Source organism: Nocardia sp. NPDC058640 (assembly GCF_042716995.1).
Classification (GTDB): Bacteria; Actinomycetota; Actinomycetes; order Mycobacteriales; family Mycobacteriaceae; genus Nocardia.
Genome location: NZ_JBHXRG010000025.1, coordinates 45,704 through 59,395, shown reverse-complemented (window position 1 = coordinate 59,395; position 13,692 = coordinate 45,704). Strand labels below are relative to the sequence as shown.

14 protein-coding genes are annotated in these 13,692 nt (G+C 67.1%); 13 read left to right on the top strand and 1 reads right to left on the bottom strand.

Annotated features, from left to right (window positions below; genetic code table 11):
• Positions 1–3: 3 nt before the first annotated feature.
• The 3 genes from ACFWU5_RS22655 (at position 4) to ACFWU5_RS22645 (ending at position 2,679) form a co-directional block, all read left to right on the top strand.
• Entirely contained in the window at positions 4–936 is a 933-nt protein-coding gene (locus tag ACFWU5_RS22655) for an ABC transporter ATP-binding protein (protein WP_379243774.1), read from the top strand.
• Positions 936–1,697, top strand: coding sequence for an ABC transporter permease (locus ACFWU5_RS22650; protein WP_379268680.1), 762 nt, complete (start codon positions 936–938; stop codon positions 1,695–1,697). The genes ACFWU5_RS22655 and ACFWU5_RS22650 overlap by 1 nt, the downstream gene beginning before the upstream one ends.
• A gap of 136 nt (positions 1,698–1,833) precedes the next feature.
• A complete protein-coding gene (locus ACFWU5_RS22645; protein WP_379243957.1) occupies positions 1,834–2,679 on the top strand; it encodes an adenylate/guanylate cyclase domain-containing protein in 846 nt (281 codons plus the stop codon).
• Positions 2,680–2,730: 51 nt separating this feature from the next.
• Here ACFWU5_RS22645 and ACFWU5_RS22640 read toward each other — a convergent pair whose 3' ends face one another.
• Positions 2,731–2,874, bottom strand: coding sequence for a hypothetical protein (locus ACFWU5_RS22640; RefSeq protein ID WP_379243770.1), 144 nt, complete (start codon positions 2,872–2,874; stop codon positions 2,731–2,733).
• A gap of 85 nt (positions 2,875–2,959) precedes the next feature.
• Here ACFWU5_RS22640 and ACFWU5_RS22635 point away from each other — a divergent pair, with 85 nt between their 5' ends.
• From ACFWU5_RS22635 to ACFWU5_RS22590, 10 genes are all read left to right on the top strand, one after another.
• Entirely contained in the window at positions 2,960–4,675 is a 1,716-nt protein-coding gene (locus tag ACFWU5_RS22635) for an acyclic terpene utilization AtuA family protein (protein ID WP_379268678.1), read from the top strand.
• On the top strand, positions 4,672–5,823 hold the full coding sequence (locus ACFWU5_RS22630) for an acyl-CoA dehydrogenase family protein (protein WP_379268677.1): 1,152 nt from the start codon (positions 4,672–4,674) through the stop codon (positions 5,821–5,823). Before ACFWU5_RS22635 ends, ACFWU5_RS22630 begins: the two co-directional genes overlap by 4 nt.
• A complete protein-coding gene (locus ACFWU5_RS22625) occupies positions 5,820–7,418 on the top strand; it encodes an acyl-CoA carboxylase subunit beta (RefSeq protein WP_379268675.1) in 1,599 nt (532 codons plus the stop codon). The genes ACFWU5_RS22630 and ACFWU5_RS22625 overlap by 4 nt, the downstream gene beginning before the upstream one ends.
• An 8-nt stretch (positions 7,419–7,426) precedes the next feature.
• Entirely contained in the window at positions 7,427–9,424 is a 1,998-nt protein-coding gene (locus ACFWU5_RS22620; protein ID WP_379268674.1) for an acetyl/propionyl/methylcrotonyl-CoA carboxylase subunit alpha, read from the top strand.
• Positions 9,421–10,581, top strand: coding sequence for an acyl-CoA dehydrogenase family protein (locus ACFWU5_RS22615; RefSeq protein WP_379243762.1), 1,161 nt, complete (start codon positions 9,421–9,423; stop codon positions 10,579–10,581). Before ACFWU5_RS22620 ends, ACFWU5_RS22615 begins: the two co-directional genes overlap by 4 nt.
• A gap of 57 nt (positions 10,582–10,638) precedes the next feature.
• Complete coding sequence (locus ACFWU5_RS22610) at positions 10,639–11,421, top strand: enoyl-CoA hydratase family protein (protein ID WP_379268672.1); 783 nt, start codon at positions 10,639–10,641, stop codon at positions 11,419–11,421.
• Positions 11,422–11,425: 4 nt separating this feature from the next.
• Positions 11,426–12,040 (top strand): TetR/AcrR family transcriptional regulator, encoded by a 615-nt coding sequence (locus tag ACFWU5_RS22605; protein WP_379268670.1) that lies wholly within the window; start codon positions 11,426–11,428, stop codon positions 12,038–12,040.
• A gap of 70 nt (positions 12,041–12,110) precedes the next feature.
• The gene (locus tag ACFWU5_RS22600) at positions 12,111–12,317 is read left to right on the top strand and encodes a hypothetical protein (RefSeq protein WP_056814932.1); all 207 of its coding nucleotides are present in this window, start codon (positions 12,111–12,113) and stop codon (positions 12,315–12,317) included.
• Entirely contained in the window at positions 12,308–12,739 is a 432-nt protein-coding gene (locus ACFWU5_RS22595) for a PIN domain-containing protein (protein ID WP_379268668.1), read from the top strand. Before ACFWU5_RS22600 ends, ACFWU5_RS22595 begins: the two co-directional genes overlap by 10 nt.
• A gap of 74 nt (positions 12,740–12,813) precedes the next feature.
• Positions 12,814–13,593: an SDR family oxidoreductase gene (locus ACFWU5_RS22590; protein ID WP_379268666.1), complete on the top strand. Its 780-nt coding sequence runs from the start codon at positions 12,814–12,816 to the stop codon at positions 13,591–13,593.
• Positions 13,594–13,692: the final 99 nt, after the last annotated feature.

The following is a 13,692-nucleotide window of genomic DNA, read 5'->3' as shown; positions in this document are numbered from 1 at the left end:
CACATGATCGAGCTGAAGGGCCTGACGAAGCAATTCGGCCAGACCGTCGCGGTGCAGGACCTGTCATTTTCCGTCCGTCCAGGACTGGTGACGGGGTTCCTCGGACCCAACGGTGCCGGCAAATCGACAACCATGCGGATGATCCTGGGGCTGGACAAACCCACCTCGGGCACCGCGCTCATCGACGGGCAGCTGTACCAGGATCTGGACCGCCCGTTGACGCAGGTGGGCGCGCTGCTCGACGCGAAATGGGTGCACCCGAACCGCTCGGCGCGCGCGCATCTCGAGTGGCTGGCCGCGTCCAACGACATCCCGAAGGACCGGGTCGAAGAGGTTTTGCGCCTGGTCGGCCTGTCGGAGGTGGCGAACAAGAACGCGGGCGGTTTCTCCCTCGGCATGTCGCAGCGACTCGGCCTCGCCGGTGCGCTGCTGGGTGACCCGAAGGTGCTGCTGTTCGACGAGCCGGTCAACGGCTTGGACCCGGAGGGCATCCTGTGGATCCGCCGGTTCATGCAGCGCCTGGCCGCCGAGGGTCGCACGGTGCTGGTGTCCAGCCACCTGCTGTCGGAGATGGCGCAGACCGCCGAGCAGCTCATCGTGATCGGCCGCGGACAGCTCATGTTCGACGGCACCACCAAGGAATTCATCGACCGCGCCTCCGAGCAGTCGGTGCGCGTGCGCAGCCCGCAGCTGGACCAGCTGCGCAGCCTGCTCACCTCGCACGGCATGACCGTCAAGGAAGACGGCGACGCCGCGCTGATCGTGGCGGGCGTGACCTCCGACGAGGTCGGCAAGCTGGCAGGCACCAACAACGTCACGCTCTACGAGCTGGCACCGCAGCAGGCCTCCCTCGAGGAAGCGTTCATGCGGATGACCGGCGGCGCCGTGGAGTACCACGGTGAAAGCTTCGACCAGGCGATGGGAGGTGCGCTCTGATGGGCGTGCTCGCAGCGGAACGAATCAAACTCACCTCCACCCGCTCGCCGTGGTGGTGCTCGGTGGCGGTCATCGTGCTCGGCATCGGCTTCGCCGTGCTGATGGCGTTCGTCCTCAACGCCGACTCGACGGGCAATGCCGCCGACGGCCCGCCGCCGCTCACCCCGAGCACGGCCGTGTCGGGCATCTCCGGTTTCGGCGTGATGGTCCTGATGATCATGGCCGCACTGTCGGTGACCAGCGAATACCGCTTCGGCGTCATCCGTTCCAGCTTCCTCGCGGTGCCGAACCGGTCGAAGGTCATCCTGTCCAAGACCGCGCTGGTCGGAGCCTATTCGGCCGTGCTCACCGGGGTCCTCGCGCTGCTCGCGTTCGTGGTGGCGAAGGCGATCGCCGGTGACAACGCGCCGGGCCTGGTCCTGGAAGGCAACTGGCGAGCCATCTACGGCCTGCCGATCTACGCCGTGCTGTGCGTGGTGCTGGCCGTGGCGGTCGGCGTGCTGGTGCGCCAGTCGGCGGCGGCGATCTCGCTGCTGATCCTGTGGCCGCTGCTGATCGAAACCCTGCTTGGCGCGTTCGGCAGCTTCGGCCGCACGGTCACCCCGTTCCTGCCCTTCGCGAACATGAACCGCTTCCTCAACGATCAGGTGGTTCGCGGCGATTGGCACTGGGGAGTCTGGGGCAGCCTGATCTACTTCGCCGCCTTCGTGGCGATCGTCTTCGCCGGCGCGCTGGTAGTAGTCAACCGCCGCGACGCCTGAGAAATCCTCGGACGGCCGGTTCGCTGCGCACCTGCAGCGGACCGGCCGTTCTGTTCGGGTGGGATATCCTCTGGCGGTGAGTGAAACGCCTTTCGGCGGGGTGAATCCGCGGTCTGACGCGGAGGCGTTCATCCCGTTGGAGCCGATCGTGAGTGAACCCGCCGAAACCAACGGTGCGCGCGCAAGCAAGAAGCGCGCCCAGATCTCGTCGAAGTTGCAGGCCGCCAACCGGCGCGCCGATGTGATCGGTGCTCTGCGCAAGGCCCGCCAACAGCTGCCGGGCGACCCGTCGTTCGGCGATCCGCTCTCGGTGAGCGGTCCCGGCGGCGCTCGCGCGGTCGCGCGGGCCGCGGAGAAGATCGCCGGTGGCGCCCCCACCGCGGCCAGGGAAATCGGTTTCGGTGCCCTGCAGGTGTGGCAGGCCGGGCTCGAGCGGATCGGTCGCGGCCGTGGCACCGAGGAGGTGACCATCGTGTTCACCGACCTGGTGGCCTTCTCCAGCTGGTCGCTGTCAGCGGGCGACGAACGCACCCTGGACCTGCTGCGCAAGGTCGCCAAGGCGATCGAGCCGCCGATCGTCGAGCGCGGCGGTCAGGTGGTCAAGCGGATGGGCGACGGCCTGATGGCGGTGTTCTCCTCACCCGACCGCGCCGTCCGCGCCGCCTTGGCCGCGCGCCGCAACCTCGCCGACGTCGAGGTGGACGGCTACACCCCCCGCATGCGCATCGGCCTGCACACCGGTTCCCCTCGCGAAATCGGCGGCGACTGGCTGGGCGTGGACGTCAATATCGCCGCCCGCATGATGGAGGCGGGCGGCAACGGCAACACCATGCTGTCCAGCACCACCCTGGCTGCCCTGCGCCCGGAAACCCTCGATGAGCTGGGCGCCACCGTCAAACCGTACAAGCGAAACTTCTGGGCCGCACCCCTCAACGGCGTCCCCGAAGACGTGCGAATCTTCAAACTGAACACCGCGAGCTGACCGCTTCGCCAGCCGATCCTGTTCAAGTGAACAGCTTCGCCTTGCCCCGGCCTACTCGAGCCAGAGCCAGGCGCCCAGGCCCGCGAGCACGGCGGCCACGATCAGGCCGACCGACATCGCGCGATTGTTCTTCCAGGTCGTGTACGCGCCGCCGAGCATGAATCCGGCGAGGGCGAAGAGCAGCACTGACAGCATGGGTTCCATCTTGCCTGGTCGATTGCCCGCAATTAACAAGCACTCATGCTTGCTTTTTTTCTGAAGCGCTGCGATCCTGGGTGCCATGAGTGCTCTCTCCGCAGACCCGGACCTGATCCGGATCGGGAATTGTTCGGGGTTCTACGGTGACCGGCTCAGCGCGATGCGCGAGATGCTGGAAGGCGGCGAGCTCGACGTGCTGACCGGCGATTACCTCGCCGAACTCACCATGCTGATCCTGGGCCGCGACCGGATGAAGGACCCCAGCCTGGGCTACGCGAAGACGTTCGTGAAGCAGATCAAGGACTGTCTCGGGCTGGCCCTCGAGAAGAACGTCCAGATCGTCACCAATGCCGGCGGGCTGAATCCGGCCGGGCTGGCCGAGCAGTTGCGTAAGGTCGCCGCCGAACTCGGACTCGACGTCAAGATCGCGCATGTCGAAGGCGATGATCTGGTCGCGCGGGCCGCGGAGCTCGATCTCGGGCAGCCGCTCACCGCGAACGCCTATCTGGGCGCGTGGGGGATCGTCGAGTGCCTGAATTCCGGCGCCGACATCGTCGTCACCGGCAGGGTCACCGACGCCTCCGTGATCGTCGGCCCCGCAGCTGCCCACTTCGGTTGGGCGCGAACCGATTACGACGCACTGGCGGGCGCGGTCGTCGCGGGTCACGTGATCGAGTGCAGCACCCAGGCCACCGGCGGCAACTTCGCCTTCTTCACCGAACTCGGTGACATCGGCCGCCCAGGCTTCCCGATCGCGGAGATCCGCCGCGACGGCTCCTGCGTCATCACCAAGCACGACGGCACCGGCGGCGCGGTCACCGTCGACACCGTCGAAGCCCAGCTCATGTATGAAATCCAGGGCGCGCGCTACGCCGGACCCGACGTCACCACCCGCCTGGACACCATCACGGTGACCCAGGAGGGCAAAGACCGCGTCCTGATCAGCGGCGTCACCGGTGAGGCGCCCCCGCCGCAGCTCAAGGTCTCGCTGAACACCCTCGGTGGTTTCCGCAACGAGATGGCGTTCATCCTCACCGGACTGGACGTCGAGGCGAAAGCCGCACTGGCGCAACGACAGCTGGAAGCCTGGCTGCCCGAGAAGCCCGCCGAGATGACCTGGACGCTGGCCCGTCTGGATCGCCCCGACGCGGACACCGAGGAGCAGGCCAGCGCCATCCTGCGCTGCGTGGTGCGCGATGCCGATCCGAACAAGGTCGGTCGCGGATTCTCCAGTGTGGCTGTGGAATTGGCGCTGGCCAGCTACCCCGGAGCCAGCTTCACCGCGATGCCAGGAAACGGTTCGCCCTACGGTGTCTTCACGCCCGGCTTCGTCGACATCCACGAGGTTCCGCACGTCGCCGTCCTGGCCGACGGCACCCGTGTCGATATCGCACCCGCCACGGAAACCGCTGTGCTCGAACCGGTTTCCGAGCCTGAGCTGCCTGACGACCTACCTCCCTCCGAGACCCGCCGAGTCCCGCTCGGCACGATCGCCCTCGCGCGCAGCGGAGACAAGGGCGGGGACGCCAATATCGGCGTCTGGGTGCGCACCGACCAGCAATGGCGGTGGCTGGTGCACACCCTCACGGTCGAAAAGCTGAAGGAACTCCTCCCCGAGACGGCCGAACTGACCGTCACCCGCCACGTGCTGCCCAACCTGCGCGCGGTCAACTTCATCATCACCGGCCTGCTCGGCAAGGGCGTCGCCTACCAGGCACGTTTCGACCCGCAGGCCAAGGGGCTCGGCGAATGGCTGCGCTCCCGCCACATCGATATGCCGACGGAGCTGCTCGCATGACGTCTGTTTGGGAAACGCCGGAACGAAAAGAACTGCGCGCCACCGTGCGTGGGTTCGTCGAGCGGGAGATCCTGCCCGATCTCGACGCCTGGGAGCGCGCCGGCGAGCTGCCGCGCGAGCTGCACAAGAAGGCAGGCAAGATCGGCCTGCTCGGTCTCGAGTACCCGGAGTCGGCCGGTGGCGAGGGCGGCAATGCGATCGATTCGGTGATCGCGGGCGAGGAGATCCACGTCGCCGGTGGTTCCGGTGGTCTGTGGGCTTCGCTGCTCACCTGTGGAATCGCCCTGCCGCACATGATCGCCTCGGGCAACCAGGCCCAGATCGACCAGTGGGCCAAGCCCACGCTGGCCGGTGACCTGATCGGCTCGCTGGCCATCACCGAGCCCGGCGGCGGTTCCGATGTCGGCCACCTCACCACCACCGCCGTGCGCGACGGTGAGGACTTCATCATCAACGGCGCCAAGACCTTCATCACCTCGGGTTGCCGCGCCGACTTCGTGGTCACCGCGGTGCGCACGGGAGGCCCTGGCGCAGCGGGTGTTTCGCTGATCCTGGTGCCGAAGGACACTCCTGGCTTCACCGTCAGCCGCAAGCTGGAGAAGATGGGCTGGCTGTGCTCGGACACCGCCGAGCTGTCGTACGTGGACGTGCGAGTGCCCGCGTCGAACCTGGTCGGCGCCGAGAACAGCGGCTTCGCGCAGATCGCCGCCGCGTTCGTCAGCGAGCGCGTAGGCCTTGCGGTGCAGGCGTATTCGCTCGCCCAGCGCGCCCTGGATCTCACCGTGCAGTGGTGCCGCGATCGCGAGACCTTCGGTCGCCCGCTGATCAGCCGCCAGAAGGTGCAGATGACGCTGACGGATATGGCTCAGCGCGTTGATATTTCGCGCACCTACACCCGCGCGCTGGTCGAACGCTACGTGGCGGGCGACGAGAACCTCATCGCCCAGGTCTGCTTCGCCAAGAACAACGCCGTAGAGACCGCCGAATGGGTGGCCAACCAGGCCGTGCAGCTGCACGGCGGGATGGGCTACATGCGCGAGGCCGAGGTCGAGCGCATCTACCGTGACGTGCGCATCATCGGCATCGGCGGCGGCACCAACGAGATCCTGACCATGCTGGCGTCGAAAGTATTGGGGTATCAGGCATGACCACCTTCCGTTCCGTTCTCGACCCGGCCTCGCCGGAGTACACCGCGGCCGCCGAGGCGATGTCGACCAAGCTCGCCGAGGTCGAAACCGAGTTCGCCAAGGCCATCGGCGGCGGTGGCCCCGACAAGGTGACGCGTCACCACAAGCGCGGCAAGCTGACCGCGCGTGAGCGCATCGAACTGCTGCTCGACGAGGACTCGCCGTTCCTCGAACTGTGCCCACTTGCCGCGTGGGGCAGTGACTTCCAGGTCGGCGCGTCGACAATCGCGGGCATCGGCCTCGTCGAGGGTGTCGAGTGCATGATCGTCGCGCCCGACCCGACGGTGCGCGGTGGCGCCTCGAACCCGTGGACGCTGCGCAAGCAGTTCCGGATCAACGAGATCATCAGGGAGAACCGGCTTCCGGTGATCTCGCTGGTCGAGTCCGCCGGTGCGGATCTGCCGACGCAGAAGGAAGTCTTCATCCCGGGTGGCGCGATGTTCCGCGACCTCACCCAGGCCTCCGCCGCCGGAATCCCCACCATCTCTTTGGTTTTCGGCAATTCGACCGCCGGTGGCGCCTACATCCCCGGCATGTCCGACTACGTCGTGATGGTCAACGGTGGCGCGAAGGTGTTCCTCGCCGGCCCGCCGCTGGTGAAGATGGCCACCGGTGAGGACTCCGACGACGAGACCCTCGGCGGCGCCGAAATGCACGCCCGCACTTCGGGTCTGGCCGACTACCTCGCCGCCGACGAGCAGGACGCGATCCGCCTGGGCCGCAACATCGTTCGCCGCCTGAACTGGAAGAAGCAGGGCCCCGAGCCGCGCGCCGAGGTCATCTCGCCGCTCTACGATCCCGAGGAACTGCTCGGCATCGTCCCCTCGGACCTCAAGATCCCGTTCGACCCGCGCGAGGTCATCGCCCGTGTCGTCGACGGCTCCGACTTCGACGAGTTCAAGCCCCTCTACGGCTCGAGCCTGGTCACCGGCTGGGCCGAGATCAACGGCTACCCGATCGGCATCCTCGCCAACGCGCGCGGCGTGCTGTTCTCCGAGGAATCGCAGAAGGCCACCCAGTTCATCCAGCTGGCCAACAAGAAGAACACCCCACTGTTGTTCCTGCACAACACCACTGGCTACATGGTCGGCAAGGAATACGAACACGGCGGCATCATCAAGCACGGCGCGATGATGATCAACGCCGTCGCCAACTCGAAGGTGCCGCACATCTCGCTGCTGGTCGGCGCCTCCTACGGCGCCGGGCACTACGGCATGTGCGGGCGCGCGTTCAACCCACGCTTCCTGTTCGCCTGGCCCAGTGCCAAGTCCGCCGTCATGGGTGGCGCGCAGCTGGCCGGTGTCATCACCATCGTGCAGCGTGGCGCCGCCGAGTCCAAGGGCCTGCCCTTCGACGAGGAAGGCGCCGCCGGTCTCGCCGCGATGGTCGAGGCGCAGATCGAAGCCGAGGCCATGCCGATGTTCCTGTCGGGCAGGCTTTTCGACGACGGCATCATCGACCCCCGCGACACCCGCACCGTGCTGGGAATGGCTCTTTCCGCCATTCACACAGCCCCGATCAAGGGCGCCGAGGGCTTCGGCGTCTTCCGAATGTGAGTCGCGACATGACGATTACGAATGTTCTTGTTGCCAACCGCGGTGAGATCGCGCGCCGCGTGTTCGCCACTTGCCGTCGGATGGGCATCGGTACCACCGCAGTCTACTCCGACGCGGATGCCGCCTCGCCGCACGTGTCCGAGGCCGACGCTGCCATCCGGCTGCCCGGCAACACGCCCGCCGAGACCTACCTGCGCGGCGAGCTGATCATCGAAGCCGCACTGTCGGCCGGTGCTGATGCGATCCACCCCGGCTACGGATTCCTCTCCGAGAATGCCGAATTCGCGCGCGCAGTGCTCGACTCCGGACTGGTGTGGATCGGTCCGCCGGTCGCAGCCATCGAGCAGATGGGCTCCAAGGTCGAGTCCAAGAAGATGATGGACGCCGCCGGTGTGCCCGTCCTCGCTGAGCTCGACCCGGCCGAGGTCACCGACGCGCACCTGCCCGTGCTGATCAAGGCCTCCGCCGGTGGCGGCGGTCGCGGTATGCGCGTCGTGCGCGATCTGGCCGACTTGCAGGACCAGATCGCCGGTGCCCAGCGCGAGGCCGAGTCGGCCTTCGGTGATCCGACGGTGTTCTGCGAGCGCTACCTCGAGACCGGCCGCCACATCGAAGTTCAGGTCATGTCGGACACTTTCGGCAAGACCTGGGCCGTCGGCGAGCGTGAGTGCTCGATCCAGCGTCGCCATCAGAAGGTCGTCGAGGAAGCTCCGTCGCCGCTGGTCGAGAAGATCGACGGCATGCGCGACCGGCTGTTCGAGGCGGCGCGTCTGGCTGCCGAGGCGATCGGTTACGAGGGTGCGGGCACCGTCGAGTTCCTGGCCGACGAGAAGGGCGACTTCTTCTTCCTGGAGATGAATACCCGGCTGCAGGTGGAACATCCGGTCACCGAGCAGACCACCGGCCTCGACCTGGTCCGCCTGCAGTTGCAGGTGGCCTCGGGTCTGCCGCTGCCCGCGACCCAGCCCGCGCAGCGCGGTCATTCGATCGAGGTCCGCCTCTATGCCGAGGACCCCTCGCACGATTGGCAGCCGCAGAGCGGTCCGGTGCACAAGATCGAGATCCCCTTCACCGCAGGTGAATTCACGGTCCTGGAACAGCCGGGCGTCCGTCTGGACACCGGCGTTGTCGACGGCTCGCTGGTCGGCGTGCACTACGACCCGATGCTGGCCAAGGTGATCTCCTACGCCGAAACCCGCGCGGAGGCAGCGCATCTGCTCGCCACCGCGTTGCAGCGCGCCAAGATCCACGGCCTGGTCACCAACCGCGACCTGCTCGTGCGGGTGCTGCGCCACCCGGCGTTCCTGGCCGGTGACACCGACACGGCCTTTTTCGCCACGCACGATCTGGCTGTGCTGAGCGCGCCGCTGGTCTCGGAAGCCGACGAGGCGCTGTCGATTATCGCTGCGGCACTGGCGGATTCGGCAGCCAACCGCACCACCTCGCGACTGGCAGGTCTGACCCCCAGCGGTTGGCGCAACCTACCCTCACAGCCGCAGACCAAGTCCTACGACAGCCGCACCACCGGCACCCACGAGGTGCGGTACCGCTTCACCCGCACCGGAATCGCGGTCGAAGGCCACGACGGCCTCGAGCTGATCTCGGTCACGCCCGATCGCGTCGTGCTCGGCGTGCCCGGCGAACGTGGCACTGTCCGTAGGCAATTCGAGATCGCCCGCTACGGCGACCTCGTCGCGATCGACTCCCCGCTCGGCCCGGTATCCGTACGCCGCCTGCCGCGCTTCACCGACCCGTCCGAGCAGATCGCGGCCGGTTCGCTGCTCGCGCCGATGCCCGGCAGCGTGATCCGCCTCGGTGCCGCCGAAGGCGATCACGTGAAGCAGGGCCAGCCCATCCTGTGGCTCGAGGCGATGAAGATGGAACACACCATCGCCGCCCCCGCCACCGGCATTCTCAGTGCGTTGAACGTGACAGTCGGCCAGCAGGTCGAGGTCGGAGCCATCCTCGCCGTGGTCGAGGACGAAGAGCAGGAGCAGACATCGTGAGCTTCATCGAAACCGAAGAGCAGAAGGCGCTGCGCGCGGCGGTCTCGTCGCTGGCGGCCAAGTACAACTACCGCGACTACGTGCGGCCCAAGGCCAAGGCGAACGAGCCGCTCAGCGAGCTGTGGGCCGAGGCGGGCAAGCTCGGCTTCATCGGCGTGAACCTGCCCGAGGAATACGGCGGCGGCGGTGCGGGCATCTACGAGCTCTCGCTGGTGCTCGAGGAGCTCGCCACCCAGGGCGCGGGCCTGCTGCTGATGGTCGTGTCCCCGGCCATCTGCGGCACCATCATCGCCAAGTACGGCACCGATGAGCAGAAGCAGCAGTGGCTGCCGGGCATCGCCGACGGCACCAAGATCATGGCGTTCGGCATCACCGAACCCGACGCGGGCTCCAACTCGCACAAGATCACCACCACCGCCCGCCGCGACGGCAGCGACTGGATCCTCAACGGCCGCAAGATCTTCATCTCCGGCGTGGACCAGGCCGACGCGGTGCTGATCGTGTCGCGCACCGAGGACCACAAGACCGGCAAGCTCAAGCCCGCGCTGTTCATCGTCCCCACCGACGCCCCCGGTTTCAACAAGACGGTCCAGGACATGGACTTCATCGAGCCGGACCACCAGTTCACGCTGTTCCTCGACGATGTCCGACTGCCCGCCGACGCGCTGGTCGGCGCCGAGGACGCGGCGATCGCGCAGCTGTTCGCGGGCCTGAACCCCGAGCGCATCATGGGCTCGGCGATGGGCATCGGGATCGGCCGCTACGCACTGGACCGCGCGGTCGAATACGCCAAGGAACGCGAGGTGTGGAAGACGCCGATCGGTGCGCACCAGGGCATTTCGCATCCCCTTGCCCAGGTGAAGATCGAACTGGAACTGGCTCGGTTGATGATGCAGAAGGCCGCGGTGCTCTACGACGCGGGCGACGAATTCGGTGCCGCCGAGGCCGCGAACATGGCCAAGTACGCGGGTGCCGAGGCATCGATCAAGGCGTTGGACCAGGCGATTCAGACGCACGGTGGTTCAGGTCTGACCGCCGAGGTCGGGCTCGCGGGGATGCTGGGCGCCGCGCGCATCATGCGCGTCGCTCCGGTCAGCCGGGAAATGATCCTCAACTTCGTCGCCCAGCACTCGCTGGGTCTGCCGAAGTCATACTGAGACAAGGTGTTTGCGGCCCGTCTGATCGGGCGGGCCGCACCGAGACTAGGAGCTTCGATGACCGAGCCGACCGAGGCGCCGTTCGTGCGCTATGAGGTTGTCGACGGGTTCGCCACGCTGACCTTCGATTCCCCGCACAACCGGAACGCGCTGTCGTCCAAGCTCGTTCGCGAACTCGTCGCAGGTCTGACCGCAGCCAACGATGATCCGGCCGTGCGCGGCATCGTGCTCGCCCATACCGGCGACACCTTCTGTGCCGGTGCGGATCTCAAAGAGGCGACCACGGCCGATCCGGCCACCGCCGCCGACGAGCGCACCCGCGTCATGATCGACGTCCTGCGCGGCATCGTCGGCTCGCCCAAGCCGGTACTCGCCCGGATCGACGGCAACGTGCGCGCCGGCGGCATGGGCATCATCGCGGCCTGCGACCTGGTCGTCGCCGGACCGAGCAGCAGTTTCGCGCTCACCGAGGTCCGCATCGGCATGGCGCCGTTCATGATCTCGCTCACCCTGCTGCCGCGGCTGTCCCCGCGCGCGGCGAGCCGCTACTACCTCACCGGCGAGAAGTTCGACGCGACGATCGCGCAGGAGATCGGGCTGATCACCGTCGCCGCCGCCGATGCCGCCGCAGAGGTGAAACGCCTGTGTGGAGAGCTGCGCAAGGGTTCGCCGCAGGGTCTGGCGGAGTCGAAGAAGTTGGTCAACGCGGCCCTGCTCGCGGAGTTCGACGCCGAGGCCGAGACGCTGGCGAAGCGGTCGGCCGGGTTCTTCGGCACCCCCGAAGTGATCGAGGGCATGACCGCCTTCTTCCAGAAGCGCCCGCCCAGCTGGGCACAATAGTCCGATGGCCACACCCCACGAACCCAAGCAGGACCGCAGCCGGGCCACCCGGCAGCGGCTGCTGGAGGCGACCATCGACTGCCTGGCCGAAACGGGCTGGGCAGCGGCCACCGTGTCTGTGGTCGCCGAACGGGCCGGGGTGTCGCGCGGCGCGGCCCAACACCATTTCCCCACCCGCGAAGAGCTGATCACCGCCGCACTCGAGTACATGTTCGAGTTCCGGATGGACCAGGCCAAAGCCGAAGCCGAATCCGTGAACGCGGTAGCCCAAGGCGAAGGCCGAACGCGCGCAGTAGTTTCCGCCCTGGTCGAGTCTTACACCACCCCCTTCTTCAAAGCGGCCCTACAGGTCTGGACCCACGCCGCCGCCGACCCGGCCCTTCGCGAACGCATCCTCCCCCTGGAAGCCCGCTTCGGCCGCACCTCCCACCGCCGCGCCGTAGAAGCCCTCGGCGTGGACGACTCCGACCCCGTGACCCACCACCTTGTCCAAGCCACCCTCGACCTGGCCCGCGGCCTAGGCCTCGCCGACGTCCTCACCGACGACTCCGCCCGCCGCAAACTCATCGTCGACCAGTGGGCCGCCACCCTCCACGCCGCCCTGAATCTGTCCCACTGAACCCTTGTGACCTGCCCTTTCCGGGGTATATAGTTCGGTCATGGGGGAATATATATCGAGGGATTGTGCGATGACCAAGCGACTGATCGAGATCGACGACGAGCTACTCGAGTCCGCGCAGGACGCGCTCGGGACTGCGGGCGTCTCCGATACCGTTCGAGCCGCGTTGAACTCGGCCGTGGTAGCGCATGCGCGCGCCAGTGAGGTCGAATGGTTGGTCAACGGCGGCATGGCCGAAATGGCCGACAAGGATCGGCGCGACGACGTATGGCGATAACGGCGCGCTATCTCATCGACACCAGCGCGGCGGCTCGAATGCGCCATCCGGACGTGGCGGCCACGCTCGGACCGCTGATCGAGGCCGGATTGATCGCCACCTGCGCACCGCTCGATTCCGAGGCGCTCTACAGCGCCCGTAGTCCTGCCGAATACGAGCAGATCCGCTTCCGTCGCCGGGCGGCCTACGAACATTTGCCCACGAATGACGAGCACTGGGCCAGTGCTTTCACTATTCAGCGCGAACTCGCACGGTCGGGGCGCCACCGAGCGGTCGGCATCCACGACCTGCTCGCGTCGGTTCTCGCGGTAGAACACCGTCTTGTCCTGTTCCACTACGACGCCGATTTCGAAACGGTCGCATCGGTGGTTGACCTCAACCATCGTTGGGTCGCGCCGCGGGGAACTCTCGAAACCTCCTGACCAGGGGATGTCACACTTCGGTTGGCTGCTTCGTCATCTCTTTGAACGCCAAAGAAGCGATGAAGGAGTGGATCATGTTGGAGCAGAAGAAGATTGCGGTGGCTGGGGCGACCGGGCGGTTGGGGCGGCATGTGGTGGATGTGCTGGTTGAGCGTGGGCACGAGGTCGTCGCGTTCTCCCGGGCGAACGGTGTCGACATCGAGAGCGGTGCGGGGCTGGATGAGGCGCTGACCGGCGTCGACATTGTTATCGACGCGTCGAGTACCCCTTCGGCCGATCAGCAGGTTGCGACCGAGTTCTTCACCGCTTCCGCGCGGAATCTGCATGCGGCGGGGGAGCGGGCCGGGGTCGAGCGGCTGGTGGTGGTGTCGATTATCGGGATCGACGGTTCGCTCGCCGGGTACAACGCGGCCAAGCTCGCGCATGAGCAGGAATTGCTCAAAGGTGTGCTGCCGGTACAGATTCTGCGGGCGGCGCAGTTCCATGAGCTTGTCGAGGTGATGGTCGGGTGGGGTACCCAGGGCGATGTTGCTTACGTCCAGGGGATGCGCACCCAGTTGGTCGCGGCTCGGACGGTTGCCGAGGCGCTGGTCGATCTGGCCACGAATCCGATTGCCGGAGAGGATATTCCGTTCCCTGAGGTCGCGGGGCCGCAGCCGGAGACGATGGCATCCGCGGCTGCCACCCTGGTCGCGGCTCGCGGCGATGCCCTGCAGATCATCGAAACCTCCGACGACGCCAACCCCGACCGCGAGCAATTCGAAAACGGAACCCTGCTGCCGTCCCCGCACGCCACCCTGGCCGGTCCGTCCTTCGCCGAGTGGATCGCCGCGACGGTCCCCGCCGCACGCTGACGCTGGGCATGAAGCGGCTCCGAGTCGGCCGACCTCAGAGGGAAAGCGCAGACTGAGCCCGGCTGATCGGAATGATCGGCCGGGCCCGGCCTGTGCGTA